General features: G+C 68.9%; 24 protein-coding genes. 14 read left to right on the top strand and 10 right to left on the bottom strand.

Annotated elements, in window-relative coordinates:
- Window positions 1–111: 111 nt before the first annotated feature.
- Genes ACFWX1_RS06140 through ACFWX1_RS06115 form a run of 6 tightly spaced genes read left to right on the top strand, consistent with a single transcriptional unit; the run spans window position 112 to window position 5,198 of the window.
- Window positions 112–1,125, top strand: coding sequence for a substrate-binding domain-containing protein (locus tag ACFWX1_RS06140; RefSeq protein ID WP_378384361.1), 1,014 nt, complete (start codon window positions 112–114; stop codon window positions 1,123–1,125).
- A complete protein-coding gene (locus ACFWX1_RS06135; protein ID WP_378384359.1) occupies window positions 1,122–2,111 on the top strand; it encodes an ABC transporter permease in 990 nt (329 codons plus the stop codon). The genes ACFWX1_RS06140 and ACFWX1_RS06135 overlap by 4 nt, the downstream gene beginning before the upstream one ends.
- Window positions 2,108–2,920 (top strand): ATP-binding cassette domain-containing protein, encoded by an 813-nt coding sequence (locus ACFWX1_RS06130; protein WP_378384357.1) that lies wholly within the window; start codon window positions 2,108–2,110, stop codon window positions 2,918–2,920. Before ACFWX1_RS06135 ends, ACFWX1_RS06130 begins: the two co-directional genes overlap by 4 nt.
- Complete coding sequence (locus tag ACFWX1_RS06125) at window positions 2,920–3,780, top strand: PfkB family carbohydrate kinase (protein ID WP_378384355.1); 861 nt, start codon at window positions 2,920–2,922, stop codon at window positions 3,778–3,780. Before ACFWX1_RS06130 ends, ACFWX1_RS06125 begins: the two co-directional genes overlap by 1 nt.
- Entirely contained in the window at window positions 3,777–4,412 is a 636-nt protein-coding gene (locus tag ACFWX1_RS06120) for a nucleoside/nucleotide kinase family protein (RefSeq protein WP_378326252.1), read from the top strand. The genes ACFWX1_RS06125 and ACFWX1_RS06120 overlap by 4 nt, the downstream gene beginning before the upstream one ends.
- 39 nt (window positions 4,413–4,451) lie before the next feature.
- Window positions 4,452–5,198, top strand: a complete 747-nt coding sequence (locus tag ACFWX1_RS06115) for an SDR family oxidoreductase (RefSeq protein ID WP_378384353.1) — start codon at window positions 4,452–4,454, stop codon at window positions 5,196–5,198.
- A gap of 3 nt (window positions 5,199–5,201) precedes the next feature.
- On the opposite strand, the gene ACFWX1_RS06110 is transcribed toward ACFWX1_RS06115, so the two are convergent.
- Window positions 5,202–5,588 carry a hypothetical protein gene (locus tag ACFWX1_RS06110; RefSeq protein WP_378384351.1) on the bottom strand — a complete coding sequence of 129 codons (387 nt, stop codon included), beginning with the start codon at window positions 5,586–5,588 and terminating at the stop codon, window positions 5,202–5,204.
- Window positions 5,589–5,742: 154 nt separating this feature from the next.
- Here ACFWX1_RS06110 and ACFWX1_RS06105 point away from each other — a divergent pair, with 154 nt between their 5' ends.
- The 3 genes from ACFWX1_RS06105 (at window position 5,743) to ACFWX1_RS06095 (ending at window position 7,642) form a co-directional block, all read left to right on the top strand.
- Window positions 5,743–6,630: a helix-turn-helix domain-containing protein gene (locus ACFWX1_RS06105; RefSeq protein ID WP_378384349.1), complete on the top strand. Its 888-nt coding sequence runs from the start codon at window positions 5,743–5,745 to the stop codon at window positions 6,628–6,630.
- A 27-nt stretch (window positions 6,631–6,657) separates the two neighbouring features.
- Window positions 6,658–6,891 carry a DUF397 domain-containing protein gene (locus tag ACFWX1_RS06100; RefSeq protein ID WP_378384347.1) on the top strand — a complete coding sequence of 78 codons (234 nt, stop codon included), beginning with the start codon at window positions 6,658–6,660 and terminating at the stop codon, window positions 6,889–6,891.
- 337 nt (window positions 6,892–7,228) lie between these two features.
- Entirely contained in the window at window positions 7,229–7,642 is a 414-nt protein-coding gene (locus ACFWX1_RS06095) for a VOC family protein (protein WP_378326250.1), read from the top strand.
- Window positions 7,643–7,651: 9 nt separating this feature from the next.
- Here ACFWX1_RS06095 and ACFWX1_RS06090 read toward each other — a convergent pair whose 3' ends face one another.
- The 4 genes from ACFWX1_RS06090 to ACFWX1_RS06075 form a co-directional block, all read right to left on the bottom strand.
- On the bottom strand, window positions 7,652–8,332 hold the full coding sequence (locus tag ACFWX1_RS06090) for a DedA family protein (RefSeq protein WP_378384345.1): 681 nt from the start codon (window positions 8,330–8,332) through the stop codon (window positions 7,652–7,654).
- Window positions 8,333–8,530: 198 nt separating this feature from the next.
- Window positions 8,531–9,352 (bottom strand): YceI family protein, encoded by an 822-nt coding sequence (locus ACFWX1_RS06085; protein WP_378384343.1) that lies wholly within the window; start codon window positions 9,350–9,352, stop codon window positions 8,531–8,533.
- Window positions 9,349–11,934 carry an MFS transporter gene (locus ACFWX1_RS06080; RefSeq protein ID WP_378384341.1) on the bottom strand — a complete coding sequence of 862 codons (2,586 nt, stop codon included), beginning with the start codon at window positions 11,932–11,934 and terminating at the stop codon, window positions 9,349–9,351. The genes ACFWX1_RS06085 and ACFWX1_RS06080 overlap by 4 nt, the downstream gene beginning before the upstream one ends.
- A 12-nt stretch (window positions 11,935–11,946) precedes the next feature.
- Window positions 11,947–12,456: a MarR family winged helix-turn-helix transcriptional regulator gene (locus ACFWX1_RS06075; protein WP_378384339.1), complete on the bottom strand. Its 510-nt coding sequence runs from the start codon at window positions 12,454–12,456 to the stop codon at window positions 11,947–11,949.
- A 241-nt stretch (window positions 12,457–12,697) separates the two neighbouring features.
- On the opposite strand from ACFWX1_RS06075, the gene ACFWX1_RS06070 reads away from it, so the two are divergent.
- A complete protein-coding gene (locus ACFWX1_RS06070; RefSeq protein ID WP_378384337.1) occupies window positions 12,698–13,147 on the top strand; it encodes a DUF6653 family protein in 450 nt (149 codons plus the stop codon).
- A gap of 7 nt (window positions 13,148–13,154) precedes the next feature.
- On the top strand, window positions 13,155–13,574 hold the full coding sequence (locus tag ACFWX1_RS06065; RefSeq protein WP_378384335.1) for a PPOX class F420-dependent oxidoreductase: 420 nt from the start codon (window positions 13,155–13,157) through the stop codon (window positions 13,572–13,574).
- Between the two features lie 105 nt (window positions 13,575–13,679).
- Here ACFWX1_RS06065 and ACFWX1_RS06060 read toward each other — a convergent pair whose 3' ends face one another.
- Window positions 13,680–14,210 carry a TetR/AcrR family transcriptional regulator gene (locus ACFWX1_RS06060; protein WP_378384333.1) on the bottom strand — a complete coding sequence of 177 codons (531 nt, stop codon included), beginning with the start codon at window positions 14,208–14,210 and terminating at the stop codon, window positions 13,680–13,682.
- An 87-nt stretch (window positions 14,211–14,297) separates the two neighbouring features.
- Between ACFWX1_RS06060 and ACFWX1_RS06055 the strand changes: the two genes are divergently transcribed.
- Both ACFWX1_RS06055 and ACFWX1_RS06050 read left to right on the top strand, forming a co-directional pair.
- A complete protein-coding gene (locus ACFWX1_RS06055) occupies window positions 14,298–15,797 on the top strand; it encodes an MFS transporter (protein ID WP_378384331.1) in 1,500 nt (499 codons plus the stop codon).
- A 4-nt stretch (window positions 15,798–15,801) separates the two neighbouring features.
- Window positions 15,802–17,193, top strand: a complete 1,392-nt coding sequence (locus ACFWX1_RS06050; RefSeq protein ID WP_378384329.1) for an FAD-binding oxidoreductase — start codon at window positions 15,802–15,804, stop codon at window positions 17,191–17,193.
- Between the two features lie 31 nt (window positions 17,194–17,224).
- On the opposite strand, the gene ACFWX1_RS06045 is transcribed toward ACFWX1_RS06050, so the two are convergent.
- From ACFWX1_RS06045 to ACFWX1_RS06030, 4 genes are all read right to left on the bottom strand, one after another.
- A complete protein-coding gene (locus tag ACFWX1_RS06045; RefSeq protein ID WP_378384327.1) occupies window positions 17,225–17,935 on the bottom strand; it encodes a DedA family protein in 711 nt (236 codons plus the stop codon).
- Window positions 17,936–17,999: 64 nt separating this feature from the next.
- Window positions 18,000–18,461, bottom strand: a complete 462-nt coding sequence (locus tag ACFWX1_RS06040) for a hypothetical protein (protein WP_378384325.1) — start codon at window positions 18,459–18,461, stop codon at window positions 18,000–18,002.
- 32 nt (window positions 18,462–18,493) lie between these two features.
- Window positions 18,494–19,645: an N-acetylglucosamine-6-phosphate deacetylase gene (nagA, locus tag ACFWX1_RS06035; RefSeq protein ID WP_378384477.1), complete on the bottom strand. Its 1,152-nt coding sequence runs from the start codon at window positions 19,643–19,645 to the stop codon at window positions 18,494–18,496.
- A gap of 92 nt (window positions 19,646–19,737) precedes the next feature.
- Window positions 19,738–20,313, bottom strand: a complete 576-nt coding sequence (locus ACFWX1_RS06030; protein WP_378326238.1) for a SigE family RNA polymerase sigma factor — start codon at window positions 20,311–20,313, stop codon at window positions 19,738–19,740.
- A 226-nt stretch (window positions 20,314–20,539) separates the two neighbouring features.
- Here ACFWX1_RS06030 and ACFWX1_RS06025 point away from each other — a divergent pair, with 226 nt between their 5' ends.
- A complete protein-coding gene (locus tag ACFWX1_RS06025; RefSeq protein WP_378384323.1) occupies window positions 20,540–20,824 on the top strand; it encodes a YciI family protein in 285 nt (94 codons plus the stop codon).
- Window positions 20,825–20,830: the final 6 nt, after the last annotated feature.

Below are 20,830 nucleotides of genomic sequence, written 5' to 3'. Positions count from 1 at the left end.
CGGAATTACAGATCACTCGCAAGCGTTTGCGCAAACGCTTGCGCCCTGGCAGTGAGTCTGTCTACCTTCCCGTCCATCGGCAAGCCTCGATGATGAAGGTGAGCAAAAAACATGAGACAGCGCAGTCTCGTAGTCCTCGCGCTGGCCCTCCTTGCTGTAACCACCACCGGCTGCACCGTCGAACGCCACTGGGGTGGCGGTTCGCACGCGGGTGGGGGCGGGAAGGCCAAGGTCGGCCTGGTCACCAAGACCGACACCAACCCCTACTTCGTCGAGCTCCGCGCCGCCGCGAAGGCCGCCGCGGACGCGAACGGCGCCGACTTCAGCGCGCTCGCGGGCCAGTTCGACGGCGACAACGACGGCCAGGTCCGCGCCATCGAGAACCTGATGCAGCAGGGCGCGAACACGATCCTGATCACACCGAGCTCGTCCACCGGCGTGCTCGACGCCATCGACAGGGCCCGCAAGTCCGGCATCCTCGTCATCGCGCTGGACACCGCGACCGAACCCGCGAGCGCCGTCGACGCCACCTTCGCCACCGACAACTTCGAGGCGGGCCGACAGCAGGGCGCCTACGTCAAGGCCGCGCTCGGCGGTCAGGCGCCGAAGTTCTTCATGGTCGACGGCACCGCGGGCAGCACCGTGGACACGCAGCGGCACGGCGGGTTCCTGAAGGGCATCGGGCTGACCGACGCCGCGCCCGAGATCAAGGGCAAGGTCGCGGCGAACGGTGACCAGAGCATGGCACAGCAGGGCGTGGAGAACCTGTTGCAGCGCACCACCGACATCAACTCCGTGTACACGATGAACGAGCCGATGGGCCGTGGCACCTACGCCGCGCTGCAGGCACGCGGGCTCGTCAGCAAGGTCGTCATGGGCTCGATCGACGGCGGCTGCGAGGGCGTCCACAACGTCAAGGACGGCCAGTACGCCGCGACCGTCATGCAGTTCCCGAAGAAGATGGCCGAACAGGGTGTGCTCGCGGCCGTCGAATACGCCAAGACCGGCAAGAAGCCGAGCGGGTTCATCAACACCGGATCCGTGGTGATCACCGACAAGCCCGTGGCCGGGGTGGACAGCAAGGACACCGCCTGGGGCCTGCAGAACTGCTGGGGGGCCAAATGACCACGGCTACCGCACGCGCACAGGACCGCGCGAGCATCGGTGAGTTCTTCCTCCGCGCCCCCGCCGTCGGACCGGCGCTGGCGCTCGTCGTCGCGGTCGTGGTGTTCTCGGTGTCCACCGACACCTTCCTCGACCTCGACAACCTTTCCCTTGTGGTGCAACAGTCCCTGGTCGTCGGGACACTCGCGCTCGGCCAGACGCTGATCATCCTGACCGCCGGGATCGACCTCGCCAACGCCGCGGCGATGGTGCTCGGCACGTTGATCATGGCGAAGCTGGCCGGTGGCGGGGCCGCCGGGATCTGGGCGCTGCTGCTGGGCATCGTCGCGACGGTGGTGATCGGGACGGTCACCGGTTCGCTGGTCACCCGGATCAAGCTGCCGCCGTTCATCGTCACGCTCGGCCTGCTGACCGTGCTGACCGCCGCGGCGAAGCTGTTCGCCGGCGGGCAGGCGGTGCCGGTGACCGACGGTCTGCTGAAGTGGCTCGGCACCCGCCGGTACCTCTTCGGCGGCATCCCGATCACCTACGGCATGACGCTCGCGCTGCTGATGTACCTCGGACTCTGGTACGCGCTCACGAAAACCTCGTGGGGCAAGCACGTCTACGCCGTCGGCAACGCGCCGGAATCCGCGCGGCTGTCCGGGATCAAGGTCAAGCGGACGATCCTCTCGGTGTACGTCGTGGCCGGGGTGATCTTCGGGATCGCGGCGTGGCAGGCGCTCGGCCGGGTGCCGAACGCCGACCCGAACGCGTTCCAGCTCGGCAACCTCGACTCCATCACCGCCGTCGTCCTCGGTGGCGCAAGCCTTTTCGGCGGCCGTGGTTCGGTGCTGGGCACGATGATGGGCGCGCTTGTCGTCGCGGTGCTGCGGTCCGGGCTGACGCAGCTGGGTGTCGACGCGCTCTATCAGGACGTCGCCACCGGTGCGTTGCTGATCGCCGCTGTGGCCGTGGATCGTTTCGCGAGGAGGCAGCAGGTATGAGTCCCGAACCCACGCTCTCCGCACGCGGGCTGATCAAGCGCTACGGCCGGGTCACCGCGATCGACGGCGCCGACTTCGATCTCTACCCCGGCGAGGTGCTCGCCGTGGTCGGCGACAACGGCGCCGGGAAGTCCAGTCTCATCAAAGCCCTTTCCGGGGCGGTGATCCCGGACGCCGGGGAGATCAAAGTGGACGGAAAGACCGTGCACTTCAAGTCCCCTTTGGACGCTCGGCACTACGGGATCGAGACGGTGTACCAGGATCTCGCGGTCGCGCCCGCGCTGGACATCGCGTCGAACATGTTCCTCGGCAGGGAAAAACGCCGTAGCGGCGTGTTCGGCGGGCTGTTCCGCAAGCTCGACACGACGACGATGCGGGCCGAGGCGCAGCGCGTGCTCGACGAACTGGGCATCAACGTCAAGTCCATCACGCAGCCGGTGGAGACGTTGTCCGGTGGGCAACGCCAGGGTGTCGCGGTCGCTCGCGCGGCCGCGTTCGGCACCAAGGCCGTGATCATGGACGAGCCCACCGCCGCGCTCGGCGTCGCCGAATCCGGCAAGGTGCTCGCGCTGATCGACCGGATCCGTGAGCGTGGCCTGCCGGTCGTGCTGATCAGCCACAACATGCCGCACGTTTTCGAGATCGCCGACCGCATCCACGTGCACCGGCTCGGCAAGCGCGTCGCGGTGGTCTCGCCGAAGACGCACACGATGAACCAGGTCGTCGGCCTGCTCACCGGTGCGTTGAAGATCGGCGAGAACGGCGAGGTCGAGGAAGTCGCGGCGGCTGTCCACGCGGGACTCGACTGATGACGCGAGTGCTGCTGGCGGGACTGTGCACTGTGGACGTTGTGCAGCGAGTCGCCGAAATCCCGTCACCGGGCGAAAAGGTGCAGTCGCTCGCGGTGGCCGTCGCGGCCGGGGGGCCCGCGACGAACGCCGCGGTGACCGTGGCCGCGCTCGGTGGCGAGGCGACGTTGCTGACCGTCCTCGGTGGACACCCGCTGGCAGCACTCGCGCGGGCCGACCTCGACGCACAGGGCGTACAGGTCGTCGATCTCGCACCGGAACGCGCCGAACCACCCGCGGTCAGCGCCGTCACGGTCCGCGACCACGACGGGGAACGGACCGTGGTCTCGCGCAACGCCGCCGATCCGCCGGCGGAGTTTTCCTTGCCCAGCCTGGATTTCCTGCCGCCACCGGACGCGCTGCTCGTCGACGGCCACCATCCGGAGCTCGCGCTCGAGGTGGCGAACTGGGCGCGCGGGCACGGTGTTCCGGTGGTGCTGGACGCGGGCAGCTGGAAGCCGGTGCTCGACGAACTCCTGCCGCTGGTCGACATCGCCGCGTGCTCGGCACACTTCCGTGCCCCGGAGCCCGGCCTGCACGAGCGTGGCGTCGCCACGGTGATCACCACGGCCGGGCCGGAGCCGGTGCGCTGGTCGGCGGGCGGAAAATCCGGCGAGGTGCCCGTTCCGGCGGTGACCGCGCGGGACACACTGGGTGCGGGCGACGTCTGGCACGGCGCGCTGGCCTACGCGGTCGCGCGCGGCGGGGACATGGCGGGCCGGATCGGGTTCGCCAACGAGGTGGCCGCCGAACGGGTGCGGCATGTGGGACCGAGGTCGTGGACGGCCGAGGTCGCGAAGATGGGAGAGGGACAACGATGACGGGGATGGACGACCTGCTGGCCAGGGCCGAGCGGATGGCCCAGCCGGGCAAACGCTGCGTGCTGGGTATCGTCGGCGCGCCCGCGTCCGGCAAGACGACGCTGGCGTGGACGATCGCGAACGCGCTGGGCACGCGCGCGGCGGTCGTCGGGATGGACGGCTTCCACCTCGCCCAGGTCGAGTTGCAGCGGCTCGGCCGGACCGAACGCAAGGGCGCGCCCGACACGTTCGACGCCGCCGGGTACGTGCACCTCATCCGTCGCCTCGCCGAAGGCCGCGAGACCGTGTACGCGCCGGAATTCCGGCGAGAGATCGAGGAGCCGATCGCCGGTGCCGTCGCGGTGCCACCCGGTGTGCAACTGGTGATCACCGAGGGCAACTACCTGCTGCTGCAGGACGATCCGTGGAGCGGCGTCGAACCGCTGCTGACCGAATCGTGGTTCCTCGCGCCGGACGAGCCGGAGCGGATCGAGCGGCTCGTGTCGCGGCACCGCCGGTACGGCCGTTCGCTGGTCGAGGCGCGCGCCAGGGCGCTGGGCTCGGACCAGCGCAACGCCGACCTCATCGCGCAGACCCGTGATCGCGCCGACCTCGTGCTGGAGAACCTCCCGCTGGTCAACTTCGCGCTGTAACAGGGTTGTGCCCGTGCCGTGTCCTGGTTGGATGACTCCATGACTGGGGTTCTCATCGTGACCGGCGGAAGCCGGGGTATCGGCGCGGCCGTCTGTCTGCTCGCCGCCGAACAGGGCTACGACGTGGTGGTCGACTACTCGGGCGACGCGGCGCCCGCCGAGAAGGTGGCCGCGCGGGTGCGTGAGCTGGGCCGGAAAGCGCTTGCCGTACGCGCGGACGTCACCGACGAGGACGACGTCCGCGCGTTGTTCGACGCCGCGGCGCGGCTGGGACCGCTGGCCGGGCTGGTCAACAACGCCGGCATCACCGGGAACACGCCCGGCCGCGTCGACGAACAGGACGTCGCGACCGTGCGGCGCGTGTTCGACGTCAACGTGACCGGCGTGTTCCTGTGCGCGCGTGAGGCGGTGCGGCGGCTGTCGATTCGTTACGGCGGGGGCGGCGGCGCGATCGTGAACATCAGCTCGACGGCGGCCCGCACGGGTTCGGCCGGGGAGTGGGTGCACTACGCGGCGTCGAAGGCGGCGGTCGACACGTTCACCTTCGGGCTGGCGCAGGAGGTCGCGGGCGAAGGCGTGCGGGTCAACGCGGTCGCGCCCGGCCTGGTACGGACCGGCCTGCACGAGGCGGCGGGGATGCCCGACCGCATCGAGCGGTTCGTCCCGGCGATCCCGATGGGCCGCGCCGGGCACCCCGGGGAGATCGCCGAGGCGGTGTTGTGGCTGCTCTCGCCCGGTGCGTCGTTCACCGCGGGGGCCGTGCTGGAGGTCGGCGGGGCCCGCTGACCTTCAGGCGATCTGGTCCTCGACGGGCGTGGCCGCGTCGGGGTCGAACCACACGAGACGAGCCTGGACGTGGCTGCCGAACTTGAACATGCGCAGCGCGTTTTCCGGCGCCAGCAGGTTCATCCGGGGCCCGCGCCGCACCGGGACGACCTCGGCGTGATCGTGGAATGCCATGCCCCACGCGGCGATCCGGGCGTCGACCCGTTCGCCGTACACCTGCACCACGGCGAACAGCCGGGGCGCCTCGTCGGCCACCATTTCCGCCAGGATCTCGGCGAACTCGTCCTCGTCGCAGACCGGTTCCATGCCACGGGGATCGGGTACGAGGTCGTCCAGCGGCGAGCCTTGGCCGACCTCTGCTGATCGCGCGTCTCCGGCTGTGATTAGCATGTTTGCCTCCTACGTGTCGTGCTTGCTCGGCTACGGCGTGTACGATCAACCATGGAAGTGGATTCCCAGTATTGCTAGTGGGAATCCACTTTTACCCCCGTTCGGTGTACCCACGCCCGACGGGCGGTCCGTTCTGCGCCGGGAGGGGTAAGTGATGAGCCAGGACAGCGGCGATGTGGTCAACGCGACCGTGCGGCGGTGGCAGCTCACCGAGACGCTGCGGCAGGTGCGCGAGCAAGCCGGGCTGACCATCGAACAAGCCGTGGAGCAGTTGCGTGCCGCCGGAATCGGCAAGTGGTCCCGCTCGAAGCTGAGCCGGGTCGAGACCCGTGAACAGGGCGTGCGGACCCGCGAGGTCGAACAGCTTCTCGATCTGTACCAGGTCGCCGACGCGAACCTGCGCACGTGGCTGCTCGATCTCGCCGCCACCGCGCACGAGCGTGGCTACTGGCGCGCGATCCGCAAGGACCTGCCCGAGCACTTCCACGACTTTCTCAATGTCGAAGCCGCGCTGGTCGCGCTGCGCCAGTTCGAGACGATGCTCGTTCCCGGACTACTGCAAACCGCCGAGTTCACCCGCGCTCTGATCAACGGCATGAATCCCGGGCTCACCGCCGAGGTGGTGGAACGCCGGGTCATCGGTCGCCTGGCCCGTCAACAGGTGCTCACCAGGACGAACCCGCTTCAGTATCACGTGATTCTGGAGGAGGCGACCCTCGAACGACCGGTCGGCACGCCCGCCGTGATGCGCAATCAGCTCCGGCGTTTGCTCGACGAAGCAGCCGCCGACCACATCACGCTCCAGGTCCTCCCCAAGGCGGCTGGTGCGAGTCCTGCGCTGGATGGTCCCTTCTCCATTCTGACTTTGCCCGAGCCCATCCCCGACTTCGGCTACGTCGAGTACCCCAGCGGGGCCGCCTATCTCGAAAACCGCGACGACGTGCGGACTTGTACCCTCAAGTGGGGCATTCTCACCGAGCGCGCGCTCTCCCAACGCGACTCGGTGGGCCTGATCATGGAAGCCGTGAAGGGCTACCAATGACCCCCTGATGAAGGAGGGCGACGCGAGATGATCGACAACGATCTCTTGGCTGGTGCCGAGTGGCGTAAGAGCAGCTTCTCCGGCAGCGGTGACAAAGGCAGTGCCAACTGTGTCGAGGTTGCCGCACTGTCCGATGGCACGATCGCGCTGCGCAACAGCAAGCACCCCGAGGCAGGTGCCGTGGCCTTCACCCGCGCCGAGATCGCCGCGTGGGTCAAGGGCTGCAAGGCGGGCGAATTCGACGACCTCGACACCATGTGACGGTCACCGACCTCCGACGGAGGCGGACACGTGCCGTTAAGGCCACCTTACGGGCGTCAGATGCCCGTAAGGTGGCCTTAACGGCATCAAGCGGGTCCACGGGCTGGGAAGCTCGGCGACGGTGAGATCACGATTCGTGGGGGAACTCGGTCAACCCGGGTTTGGCCGCGCGTTCGCTGTGCGAGGCTGATGGAGCCTCGGCGGAACAAGATCTTCTTCTAGCACGGGCCGGGGGGACGGTGTGTCACGGGGTCCGTGACCTCCGTGATCGTGCGAACGCTTTGATATGCCACGGAGTGCGCCGCCGGGGGATGTGCGAAAGGACGGCCACGAAGTCATGCCCAAGCTCACGTCTGTGCACCATCTGGCGCTCACCGTGACCGATGTGGACCGCAGCGTGCCCTGGTACGTGCGGGTGCTCGACCTCGAGGAACACACGCGTCGCGAGGATCCGGAAACCGGGCTGCGCAAGGTGGTTCTGCGCTCACCGGGTGACGAGTTCGCGGTGATGCTCGTCCAGCACGCGGACACCGGGAGACGTCTTTTCGACGAATGCCACACTGGTCTGGACCATGTGGCGTTCAAGGTCTCGTCGGTCGCGGAACTCGCCGAATGGGAAGCACGCCTCGCCGAATTCGGCGTGCAGTACACCCCGGCGGCGCCCTCGCGGACGCTCGAAGGAGCGATGGTGATCGTCTTCCGTGACCCGGACGGGATTCAGCTCGAGGTCTGGGCCGACCCGGCGCTCTGACGCCTGGGGTCAGGCGCGGGCGTTCGAGTCGTCGTTCGCGGTGACCTCGACGGGGCGGCGCATTTCGCGCCGGTACCGCAGGAAGCCGTACCCCGTGCCGAGCACGAAGAACGCGATACTGGCCCACAGCGCCGCAGTCTTGAGCCAGGGCAGGGCGTCGAGCAGGCCGGCGCCGTAGTAGCCGAGCAGCACGAGCGTCGGCACCCAGAGCAGGCCGCCGAGCGCGGTGGCGAACATGAAGCGGCGCGGATCCATCCGCGCGGTGCCCGCGATGAGCGGGGCGAGCGTGCGGATCCACGGGATCCAGCGCGCGGCGACGATCGCGAAGAAGCCACGCCGGTCGAGGAACCGTTGCGCGCGCTCGAGGTTTTCCTTGTTGAGCACCTTGCCGCCACGTCGCGCGATCAGCTTGGTCCCGGTGCCGCGGCCGATGTAGTACCCGACCTGGTTGCCGAAGACGGCGACGATCAGCGCCGCGCCGGATAGCAGCCACGCGTTGGCGTCGGAGCCGTGCTGGGCGAGCACCACGCCGGCGCCGAAGAGCAGCGAGTCTCCGGGCAGGAAAAGGCCGATGATCAGTGCGCATTCGACGAAGACGAAGCTCAGCACGATCACCCATACGAGCAGCGGGCCGGCGGTGTCGAGCCAGCCGACACCCATGCCCGCGGCCTCGATGCTCACCACGCTCACCTCCTGAGCCTACGTGGCGAAGGTTGCGTACGTGGGCGCCACGTGCGAAAACCCGGAAAAACCGCAGGTCAACGGCCGCCGCGTCCTTCCGGGTCATGATCAGGGCCCGCAGCTCCGTGAAGGCCTCCTTCACAGCGCTCAACGCTGTGAAGGAGGCCTTCACGGACTTCGGCAACACCCCCGTGCTGTGAAGAAAATTCAGAACTGCGGCAGCGACTCGCCCTGGACGGCCTCGATGTCCAGCTCGACCTTCACCGTCGTCCCGATCGCCGCGACCCCGGCCCGCACCATGGCGTTGTAGTTGATCGCGAACTCGTTGCGGTGCAGTTGCGTTTCCGCGTGGAACGCCGCCCGTACCCCGCCCCACGGATCCGGCCCGTAGCCGCCGTAGGTCAGGTCCAGCTCGATCTGCCGCTTTTCCCCGTGCAGCGTCAGCTCGCCCGACAACGTCCACGAGTCCGCGCCGCGCTGGCGTAGCCCGGTGCTCGTGAACGTGATCACCGGGTACGCGTCGACGTCGAGGAACTCCGCCGAGCGCAGGTGGTCGTCGCGCATCTTGATCCCCGTGTCGATGCTCGACGCCCCGATCTCGGCGTACACCGAAGACCGCTCCGCCGGACGGCCGACGTCGATCCGGCCGCTCACCTCCGGGAACCGCGCCTTGATGCTCGCGATGCCCAGATGCCGCGCGGTCACCACGACCGACGAGTGCATCGGGTCGATCGTCCACGGCCCGGCGGGCGGCAGCTCGACCGCGTCCGCGAGCGGGGCCAGCACGACGTCGCCGAGCGCCCCCGAGCCGTCCGAACCGACCAGCGCGGTCCGCGCGACCGGCCCGTACCCGGCCGCCGTGACGACGACGGTGTAGCTGCCAGGGGGCAGCGACTCGACCGCCACCGCCCCCTTCGCGTCCGTCTCCTCCCGCGCGACCTGACGGCCGGCCGGGTCGGTCACGGTCAGCACCGCGTGCTCCACCGCCCAGCCCTCGGCCGTCCGGATCGACGCTCGCAGCCCGCTCACGACCGGTCGACCAACTCGTCGAGCGCCTGGTCGTAGCCGAGACGGACGTCGTGGGCCGCTTCGCCGTCCGACAGCTCGACCCGGCTCGTGGCGGGCGGATAACCGCTCGCCACCACGGTGTAGGCACCGGCGGGCAGATCACTTACGACGTAGTGCCCCTCGGCGTCCGTCCGCGCCACCGCCGCGACGTTGCCGCTTTCGTCGAGGACGGTGATCCGCGCGTCCGGCACGATGCGGTCGCCGTCGGTTCGCGCGATGCCGGTGAGCAGCACGGCCCCGGTCAGCTCGACGTCGTGGCGCAGCACCCCGCTGTCCGGCACGGTCAGCGTCACCGCCACCGGCCGGTACTGCGGACCGGCCGCGACCAGCGTGTACCGCCCCGCCCCGACACCGGCGAACGAGTAGATCCCGTCCTCGCCGGTGATCGACGCGCCGTTGACCTCGCCGCGTTCGTCGGTCAGCGTCACGGTCGCGTTCGCCAGCGGCGTCCCGCGACCGGCTGCCCGGACCACACCCGTCAGTTCGCCCGAGCCGGTCAGCGTGACGTCCAGCTTCGCCGGGCCACCGCTGACGACGACGCTCGAAGCCTGCGGCTGGTGCCCGTTCGCCGCCACGATCAGCACGTACGTGCCGGGACCGGTGGTCGGGACCGAGTAGCTGCCGTCGGCGTTCCCGGTCGCCCGCGCGACCTGGTGCCCGCGCTGGTCGATCAGGGTCAGCGCGGCACCGCTGACGTGGGTGCCGTCCTGCCGCCGGACGTGCCCGGTGATCGGCGGACCACCGGCACCCACGGGGAGGTCGGAGCCCGCGGACGCCGAGATCGGCATCGGCAGCGCTCCCGACACGGCCTTGTAGTCACCCTTGCCGTTGCCGTTCAGCGCGTGCTTTCCGGCGCCGACCAGCACGGGTTCCCGCGGTGGCTCGGCGACCGGGCTCGTGACCGGCTCGACGATCTCGGTCGGCTCGTCGTCCATGTCCAGCAGCGCTTCGCCGCCTTCCACGGCGGCTGCCGCCGCCGAAGGACCACCGACCAGCGGGATCTCCTTCATGAACAGCAGCACCAGGGTGGCCAGCAGCGCCACGCCGCCGGCGACGTAGAACACCGTGGTGATCGACTCGGTGAACCCGATCAGCACCGGCGTCCTGATCTCCGGGGGGAGGCTCTGGATACCGCTGGTGTTGCTCTGCAGGTCGGCGAGGTTTCCGCCGCCCCCGGCGGGCATGCGCCCGCCGAACGCCTTGGTGATGTTGCCCGGCAGGACGTTGAACAGAATCGTCAGGAACACCGCGACACCCGCGGTACCACCGATCTGCCGGAAGAACGTCGCCGCCGCGGTCGACACGCCCATGTCGCTGCGCGGGCCCGCGTTCTGCACCGCGATGATCAGCGTCTGCATGCACTGGCCGAGCCCGAGGCCGATGATGGCCGCGGCGACCAGCGGGTGCCAGAGCGCCGAGTCGTACTTGACCTGCGCGAAGAGGAACGCGCCCCCGGCGATCAGGATCGTGCCGACGATCGGGAAGACCTTGTAGCGCCCGGTCGTACCGGTGATCTTGCCGGACACGACCGAGCTGAACATGATGCCCGCCATCAGCGGCAGCATCAGCAGCCCGGACTCGGTCGGCGTGTAGCCCTGCACGACCTGCATGAACTGCGGGATCATGGTGATCGCGCCGAACATCGCCACACCGACGATGACACCGCCGATGATCGCCACGGTGAACGTCGAGTTCTTGAACAGCCGCAGCGGGATCAGCGCGGCGTCCTTCATCAGCCGCTCCACCAGGATGAAGGCGATCACGCCGACACCGCCGATGACGTAGCAGAGGATCGCCTTCTGGTCGCCCCAGCCCCACTTCTGGCCCTGCTCGGCGACGATCAGGAACGGCACGACGGCGACGACCAGCGTCAGCGCGCCCCACCAGTCGATCTTGTGGTCGTGGCGCTTGTGCGGCACGTTCAGGACCTTGGCGACGACGAACAGCGCGATGACGCCGATCGGCACGTTGATCAGGAAGACCCAGCGCCAGCCGTGCAGGCCCGCGAGGTTGTCGATGCCGGCGAAGAAACCGCCCAGCACCGGGCCGAGCACGGTCGACAGGCCGAACACGGCCAGGATGTAGCCCTGGTACTTCGCCCGCTCACGCGGCGGCACGATGTCACCGAGGATGGTCATCGCCAGCGACATCAGACCACCGGCGCCGAGACCCTGCACCGCGCGGAACGCGGCCAGCTCGTACATCGACGTCGAGAACGTCGACGCCGCGGAGCCGACCACGAAGATGCCGATCGCGGCCAGGTAGAACGGCTTGCGGCCGTAGATGTCGGACAGCTTGCCGTAGATCGGCGTGACGATCGTCGAGGTGATCAGGTACGCCGTGGTCGCCCACGCCTGCAGGTCGAAGCCGTGCAGGTCGTTGGCGATCTTGACGATCGAGGTACCCACGATCGTCTGGTCGAGCGCGGCGAGGAACATGCCGCACATCAGGCCGCTCAGGATCGTGACGATCTGGCGGTGAGTCAGTCTCGGCGCTTCTTCGTGTGACGCGCTTTGTGGTGGTTTCTCAGTAGTCGCTGTCATGCTTCGGGCCCCCTAGCCCTGTGTCGCCGGTTCGGAGTCGGCGATGTGTGGAAGGCTCTTTTCGATCCCCGAGTTGAGCCGGTTGAACAGTTTGTTGAGGCTCTGGCGGTCCTCTTCGGGCCAATCCGCGAGTACCTCGGCAAGCCACTGGTTACGCTGCTTGCGGTTCTCTTCGAACACGCGCAGTCCCTCCGCGGTCGGCGCGAGCAGGCAGGCCCTGCCGTCCTCCGGGTCCGCCTGCCGCTCGACGAGACCGTGCTGGACCAGCGAACTGCTCTGCCTGCTGACCGTCGAGATCTCGGCGTGCATCATCTCGGCGAGCTTGCTGGTCCGCTGGGGGCCTTCGTGGATGAGCGCGAAGAGGATCGCGTAGGCGGCCCGCTCGATCCCGTCCGGTCCCTGCTTGGACACCTGACTCTTCGCCTTGTTGATCAGGCGGACGAGGCGCACGAGCTCATGGCCGAGCTGATCGGCGACGTCCAGCTCGGACTTGGGCCTGGTGGTGCCGTTGTTCGATGGCATGGTGTCTTCCCCGCGGTCCCGGCCGTTGTTTGGCCACTGCAACTAGTTGCCTAGAGCAAGAGTGTTCCTAGACGGACGAAACCGCAAGCGGTATCGACTGCGGTGTGTCACAAGCCACTTTAGTTGCCACATGCAAGCAGATTATTCGTGTCCGATCGTCCTATTCATCCCTTGTGGAAAACCTGGACGCGGGTTTCGCGCGTAGGCTCGCTCGTGATCCGTCCGGGTGAAAGGGGGGCTCGTGGTGAAGGTGGCTCAGGTACGGCGCTGGGTGTTCCGCAGGCATTCCAACCCGTGGAGTGCCTGGACTCGCTGGCTGAGCACCCCGCTCGTGCTCGTCCCGATCTGGAACCGTGACTGGCGGCAGGGTGCGCTCGTCGCCGCGTGGCTGGCCGCGAACCCCGTCGTCTTCCCGGAGCCGCGTGACGACAAGGCGTTCGCCACGCGCGCGATGCTCGGCGAAGAACTGTGGGTCGTCCGACGCCCGCGTGACGCCGCGATGGCGAGCAACGCGGCGGGGATGGCGCTCGGCGTGCTCGCCGTGGTGGCGGCGCGGCGACGCCGGCTGGGGCTCACCGTTGTCGCGACCGTCGCGGAGATGGCTCTGCTGATGTTCTACTGGCGCCAGATGGCCGCCTACTACGACGAAAACCACGGCACCGGGAACAACGACGCCGCCGAAGTGGCTTGATGTCGTTATGAGCGACGCCCTTTACGACTTCCTCGGCTCTGCCAAGCGCGGGGTGCTGGCCACGATCAAGCGTGACGGCCGTCCCCAGCTGTCCACGGTCACGCATCACTACGACCCCGAGACCAGGACCATCCAGATCTCGATCACCGAGACCCGCGCCAAGACGAAGAACCTGCGCCGCGATCCCCGTGCCACCTACCACGTGAGCAGCGACGACGGCTGGAGCTTCGCCGTCGCGGAGGCCACCGCCGAACTCACGCCGCCCGCCGCGGCCAAGGACGACGCGACAGTCGAGGGCCTGATCGCGCTGTACCGCAAGGTCGCGGGCGAGCACCCCGACTGGGACGAGTACCGCGAGGCCATGGTCACCGACCAGCGGGTCCTGCTGACGCTGCGCGTCACCCACGTCTACGGCCAGGTGCGCTGACGTCGCGAAAGCGTCGTCTCGGCGGTGTCGCGAACGACGCGTTGAGGACGTTCACCGTCTCGAACGGAGCGTTCGAGACATCGCGGTCGTCGCGGCCGGAGCCGGTCAGATCTGCGCTTCGATCCGGCTGATGAGGGTGTCGACCTGGCCGAGGATCGGGCTCTCCTTGCCCTCCATCGCGGCACGCAGCCACAGGCCGTCACCGACCAGCACCACGAGTTCGGCCGTCACCGGGTCGTCCACCTCGGCCACCATGACCTCGCGTACGGCTGTCGTGCACCGCCGCAGGGTCTCCGCCACCCGCGGTTCGGTGGACAGCAGCAGGATGGCGGCCGTCATCGCCCGGTTCAGCGGCACGTTCTCGGCCACGTCCGTGATGGTCGAGCGCAGGTAGTAGCGCACCACTCCCTCCGGCGACCGCCGCGCCTGCTCCAGATCCTCGTCGTTGAGCCTGACCAGTCGCTCCAGTAGCCCGTCGACCAGCGCGTCCTTCGAGCCGAAGTGATACAGCAGGCCGCCCTTCGAAACGCCCGCCCGCGCCGCGACCCCCTCCAACGTGGCGACTCCGGGACCTTGGTCGATCACCACTTGTTCATAGGCGTCGAGGATGCGTTCACGGGCGGAGGGCTTCGGCATGGTTTGACTGTACCGTCTGGACGGTATAGTGTCGAGACACCTGCGAAACTGCACCGTCTGGACGGTGCAAGAAAGGATGAGTGCGCCATGGTGGGGCGCAAGCGTTGGTGGGCACTGGCGGTGCTGGCCCTCCCGACACTGCTGATCAGCGTGGACATGACGGTCCTCGGCTTCGCGCTGCCGTACCTGAGCGAGGACCTCGCGCCGAGCGGCGCCGAACAGTTGTGGATCATCGACATCTACTCGTTCGTGCTGGCCGGGCTGCTCGTGTTCATGGGCACCCTCGGTGACCGCATCGGGCGGCGGAAACTGCTGCTCATGGGTGCGGTCGCGTTCGGTGTCGCCTCGGTGCTCGCCGCCTTCTCGACGTCCCCGCTGATGCTCATCCTGGCCCGCGCGCTGCTCGGCGTCGGTGGCGCGACCCTGATGCCCTCGACGTTGTCGTTGCTGCGCGGCATCTTCACCGATGACCGGGAGCGCCGGATCGCGATCGCGGTGTGGAGTTCCGCGTTCTCCGGCGGGATGGCGCTCGGCCCGGTCGTCGGTGGCTGGCTGCTCGGCCACTTCTGGTGGGGCTCGGTCTTCCTGATCAACGTGCCGGTGATGGTGCTGCTGCTGATCGCGGGCCCGTTCCTGCTTCCGGAAGCCCGTGATCCGAACCCGGGCAGGTTCGACCCGCTGTCCGCTGTCCTGTCGCTGGCCACGGTGCTGCCGGTGGTCTACGGCATCAAGATCCTCGCGACCGAGGGCTTCTCGGTCGTCGCGGTGCTGGCGATCGTCGTCGGTATCGGGTTCGGGGTGCTGTTCGTACGCCGTCAGCGTGCTCTCGAATCCCCGATGATCGATCTCGAGCTGTTCGCGAACCCGCGGTTCACCGGATCCGTGGTGACGAACCTGCTCGCCGTGTTCGCGTTGTCCGGGCTGCTGTTCCTGGTGCCGCAGTACCTGCAGCTCGTGCTCGGCAAATCGCCGCTGGAGGCGGCGCTGTGGGTGCTGCCGTCGAGTGCGGCCAGCGTCCTCGGCGCGATGGCCGCGGTGTGGTTCGCCAAGCGGTTCCGGGTGCCGGTGCTGGTCTCCGGTGGCCTGGTCGTCGCCGCGATCGGCTGCGTCGTGCTCGCCGCGGCCGGGGTGGAGTCCGGTCTGGCGGCGGTGGTGATCGGCTTCGTCGTGGTCGGCGGTGGTGTCGCCTTGGCCGACACCCTGACGAACGACATGATCATCAGCGCGGCCCCGGCGGAGCGCGCCGGTGCGGCGTCGGCGATCTCCGAGATGGGCTTCGAGCTCGGTGGTGCGCTCGGCACGGCGATCCTCGGCAGCGTCGCGACGGCGGTGTATCGCGGCGGACTGCCGGCGGGCACACCTGAAGCCGCGCGCGAGACGCTCGGTGGCGCGGTCGCGACGGCTCAGCACCTCCCCGCCGACCAGGCGGGCGCGTTGCTGGGCGCTGCGAAGGAGACGTTCGTGAACGGGCTGAACATCACCGCGCTGGCTGCCACGGCCGTGTTGGTCTATACGGGTGTTCAGGCGCTGATTCTGCTAAATCGGAAAAGTAATTCCGCTGTGCGGACAGAATCGGGCTTACGATGAGGGCATGAGCAACGACGCCCTCATCGCCCGGCTCCGTGATCAGGTCGGCAAGGACGCGGTCCTCACCGACGTCGACGTGCTTGCCGGCTACTCGCGGGACATGATGCCGCTCGCGCCGTCCGGCAAGCCCGTCGCGGTGGTCCTCCCCTCGGACGTCGAGGGCGTGCAGGCCACCGTCCGGGCCTGCGCCGAGGCGAAGGTGCCGATCGTGCCGCGCGGCGCCGGAAGCGGGCTTTCCGGCGCCGCGAACGCCGTCGACGGCTGTGTCGTGCTGGTGCTGACGAAGCTGGACAAGATCGTCGAGATCGACGAGGGCAACCGGCTCGCGGTCGTGCAGCCGGGCGTGGTGAACCTGGACCTGCGTAACGCGGTCCAGCAGCACGGGCTGTTCTACCCGCCCGACCCGTCGAGCTACGACTGGTGCACGATCGGCGGCAACCTGTCCACCAACGCGGGCGGGCTGTGCTGCGTGAAATACGGCGTGACCACCGACTCCGTGCTGGGGCTGGAGGTCGTGCTGGCGGACGGCTCGCTGCTCAAGACCGGCAGGCGCACGGTGAAGGGCGTCGCGGGGTACGACCTGGCGCGGCTGTTCGTCGGCAGCGAGGGCACGCTCGGCGTGATCACGCAGGCGACCGTCGCGCTCAAGCCGCTCCCGCAGGCGCCCGCGACACTCGTCGCCGGGTTCAACACCACCGAGGCCGCGGGCGAGGCCGTCGCGCGGGTGGTGCGTGAGGGACTGGTCCCGTCACTGCTGGAGATCATGGACGCCTCGTCGATCAAGGCGTCCGAGACGTACCTGAACACCGATCTCGGCGCCGGGTCGGACTGCCGGGCGCTGCTGCTCGCCCAGTCCGACGCCGGGGGCGAGGTGGCGCGCCGCGAGCTGGCCGTGCTGGAACAGATCTGCAACGACTGCGGTGCCGACCTCGCGTACGCCACCGAAGACCTCGAAGAAGGCAAGATGCTGCTCCAGGCGCGTCGCGTGGTGCTGACCGCGTTGGAGACGTACGGCGTGTGGCTGACCGATGACGTCTGCGTCCCGCGAACGCGGATCGCGGAGCTGATCAGCGGCTGCGAGCGGATCAGCGAGGAGGTCGGGCTGCGGATCGCCGTCGTCGGGCACGCCGGCGACGGGAACATGCATCCCACGATCGTCTACCAGCCCGACGACCCGGACGAGTTCGCCCGCGCGCACAAGGCGTTCGACGCGATCCTCGACGTGGGGCTGTCGCTGGGCGGCACGGTCACCGGCGAGCACGGCATCGGCAAGATCAAGCGCGAGTGGCTCGCCAGGGAGATCGGGCCGGTGGGCCTGCGCGTGCATCGGCAGATCAAACAGGCCCTGGACCCGGACAACCTCTTCAACCCGGGCTCGATGTTCTCCCTGGCCTGACGCGCAGGCGGGACCCGGGAGCCCGGCTGGGTCAGTCGCGGATACGCGGGATCTGCTGGGTGATCTCGGGGTCCGCCGCGGCAGCCGCGGCGGCGCCCTTCTTCTCGCGGCGGGCCTTGAGGTACTCGAGGGCGATCGGGACCACGGAGACGAGCACGATCACGATGAAGATCGCGTCGACGTTGTTCGCGATGAAGGGGATGTTGCCCAGCAGCGAGCCCAGCACGGTGATGCCCGCGGCCCACAGGATGCCGCCGATGACCGTGTAGGTGAAGTAGCGCTTCGGGTCCATCTTGCCGATCCCGGCGATCCAGGTGATGAACGTCCGCACGAACGGGACGAACCGCGCCAGCACCACGGCCTTCGGGCCGTGTTTCTCCAGGAACGCGTGGGTCTTGTCCACGTACTCCTGCTTGAAGATCTTGGAATCCGGCCGGTTGAACAGCTTCGGCCCCACGAAGTGCCCGATGTAGTAGCCGACGACGTTGCCCAGCAGCGCCGCCACCGTCACCAGGACGCACACCAGCCACAGCGACGCGTCGAGCGTGCCGTTCGCGATGAACAGGCCCGCGGTGAACAGCAGCGAGTCACCGGGCAGCACCGGGAAGATGCTGCTCTCGATGAAGATGATCAGGCAGAGCACGGCGATCACCGGCGTCGCCAGCCCGTGCAGGAGGTGCTGCGGGTCCAGCCACGACGGCAGGAGGGACATGGTCGTCACTGTGCTCTGGGCGAGAATCACACCGAAAACGGTACAGGGTGACCCTGAGTGCTTTCACAGGGAGGAACCGCAGGTAAGAGCCGCGTCAAACGAGCGTCAGCAAGCCGATCACCGAACCGGCCGCCAGTCCCAGCAGCAGCGCCAGCAGCAGGATCCAGTGCACCGGCAGCGGCGCGCCCGTCGTGGCCTGCGGGGCGCGGACCGTTTCGGCCTCGGGCACGGGGGCGGGGATCGGCTGCGCGAGGACCGGCTGAGTGGGGCCCGACTGGGTAGTGCTCGCCGGCGGGGGCGGGGTGGGCTGGGGTGGATCGCCCAGCTCCAGCGCCGCACGCTCCAAGGAGTCCGCGCCCGCGCCGGACAACAGCCCGTAGCGCGGCGGTAACTCCCCTTCGGTGGAGGAAGGCGCGACGAACGCGGCCGACCCCGTCACGGCGCTTTGCTCGGTGCTCTGCTCGGCGACGGGCGTGTGGTCGACCTGCGGCGCGAACACCGCCTGGGCGCGCAGGGCGTCGGCCAGCAGCCGCTCCGGGTCCTTCGGCTCGGTCATCCTGCGCGTCTCCCAGGGTCGGGCACGGGTCCTTACGTACTCAAGGTAGCCCGGCCGACCTCCGCGACCCACTCGCCCCGGCGCAGCACCTTCAGCGGTCGCAGGTCGTCGTCGAGCACGACGACGTCGGCGGCGAACCCGGTCCGCAGCGAGCCGGTCCGGTTCGCGATGCCGAGCAGCTCGGCCGGCCGTTCGGAGGTCGCGCGGACGGCGTCGAGGATGTGCAGCTTCGCGCCGAGCACCAGGTTCCGGAAGGCGTTGTCCATGGTGAGCGTGCTGCCCGCCAGCGAACCGTTGTCGGCCAGCGTCGCGACGCCGTCGTGGACGTCGACCTCCAGCCTGCCGAGGGTGTAGCGGCCGTCGGCGGCGTCCGTGGCCGACATCGCGTCGGTGATCAGCACGGTCCGGTCGCGCCCGGCGTGGGAGGCCGCGAGGTGCACCACGGTCGGATGCAGGTGCACGAGGTCGCAGATCAGCTCGATGGTGATGCGCTCGTCGTCGAGCAGCACCCCGACCGGGCCTGGCTCGCGGTGGTGCAGCGGGCGCATGCCGTTGAACAGGTGCGTCGCGACCGTGGCCCCGGCCTCGATGGCGGGCAGCAGCTGCTCCTCGACGCCGTCGGTGTGCCCGATCGCGGCGATCACCCCGGACTCGGCGAGCTGGCGGACGGCCTTGATGCCGCCGTGCAGCTCGGGTGCCAGCGTCACCATCCGGATCGCGCCCTGACCGGCACGCAGCAGCTTGTCCACGGTCCCGGTGTCCGGCTCCAGCAGCGCCATCGGATCGTGCGCACCGCAGCGGGCCTTGGAGATGAACGGCCCCTCCAGGTGAATGCCGGCGACGTCGCCCTGCTCGACCAGCTCACGCAGCACGGCGATCTGCTCACGCAGGATGTCGACGTGGTCGGAGACCAGGCTGGCGAGCATGGTCGTCGTCCCGTGCCGCCGGTGTGCCTGCACGGCGGTGTGCACCTCGTCCGGGGTGAGGGTGCTGAAGGACGCACCGCCCCCACCGTGACAGTGCGTGTCAATGAAGCCGGGGACGACCAGCGCCCCGGCGACGTCGACGGCGGGGCCCTCCGGCGGGGTCCCGGAACCCACACCGGCGATCCGCCCGTCGGAGACGGCCAGCCAGCCGTCGTCGAGTACACGGTCCGGGGCGGCAACGCGGCCGCCCGTGATCACGAAATCTCCGGCGCCTCTCACGCGCCCCAGCATATATTGGTCTGGACCAAGCATGGTGCCGCAACTCAGTGATCGGTGTGGTCCAACCGGGCTCAGTGTGGGGCCTGCATCGCCTTTTGCAGTGCTTCCAGCGCCCGGCTGGCGGTCGATTTAACCGTACCTTTGGAAATCCCGGCGGCTTCGGAGATCTCGGCTTCGCTTAGACCACCGTAGTAGCGCAGCACCAGCACCTCACGCTGGCGGGGCGGCAGCTTCGACAGCGCGCTGACGACGGCCTGGTGCTCGCTCGAGAGCATCGCCAGGCTTTCGGCCGAGCGCGCGTTCACCGCGTGTGGCGGAACGTATTCGCGTGCGGTTTTCCTGCGCCGCAACACACTTCGTGACCCGTTGACCACCGCGGTGCGCAGGTAGCCGACGGCGGCCGCCGCGTCCCGCAACCGGCCCCAGTTGCGGTGGAGCCCGGTGAAGGCCTCCTGGACGACGTCCTCGGCGGTCGCCGGCTCGTCCACGAGCAGGATCGCGAGGCGGACCAGCCGCATCCGATGCTGGCGGTAGAGGTCTTCGAGAGTCAGCGGCGCGGCCGGCTGCGGCGGTGGCGCCGGCCCGTCCAGGACACGCAGATGGCCGAGGGTCGCCTCGACACTGCGCTCCGCATTGCCTTCGAGCATGAACCCCTGCCTGTCTCGACCCCGGCCGTGCCGCGATTCCGGCACCTTCTCTGGCACGCCGTGCTGGCTCGGCGTGCCGCTGCGGTTTCACAGCGTTCGCACAGCTCCCGGCGCACGACCAGCCTATCGGGTCGGCCGGGCCCCGCCACCGATCGGATGCTGAGATTGCCCTCCCGTGCCCCGGTAACGTCACCAGCGTCACTGCCGCCCGACCCGGGAGATTCTCATGGCCTGGTACCTCGTCGAGATCCGCTACGTGCAGGAGAAGCTGGCGGAGGTACGGCCGCGGCACCGGGAGTTCCTGCAGGGGCTCGCCGAACAGGGCCGGGTCGCGGTCGCGGGCCCGCTCGGCGACGGCACCGGCGGCATCACGCTCTACCAGGCCGAAGACGAGACGTCCCTCACGGAGCTGATCAACCAGGACCCGTATCACCTCGAAGGGGTGGTGGCCGAGCGCACGGTGCGGGAGTTCAAGCCGGTCATCGGCGCCTGGCTGCCCGAAGAGTCCTGAAAGTCT

It is taken from the genome of Amycolatopsis sp. NPDC059021 (assembly GCF_042739895.1).
GTDB lineage: Bacteria > Actinomycetota > Actinomycetes > Mycobacteriales > Pseudonocardiaceae > Amycolatopsis.
The sequence above is the reverse complement of the archived record's forward strand: the minus strand, read 5'-3'. Positions and strand labels throughout refer to the sequence as shown.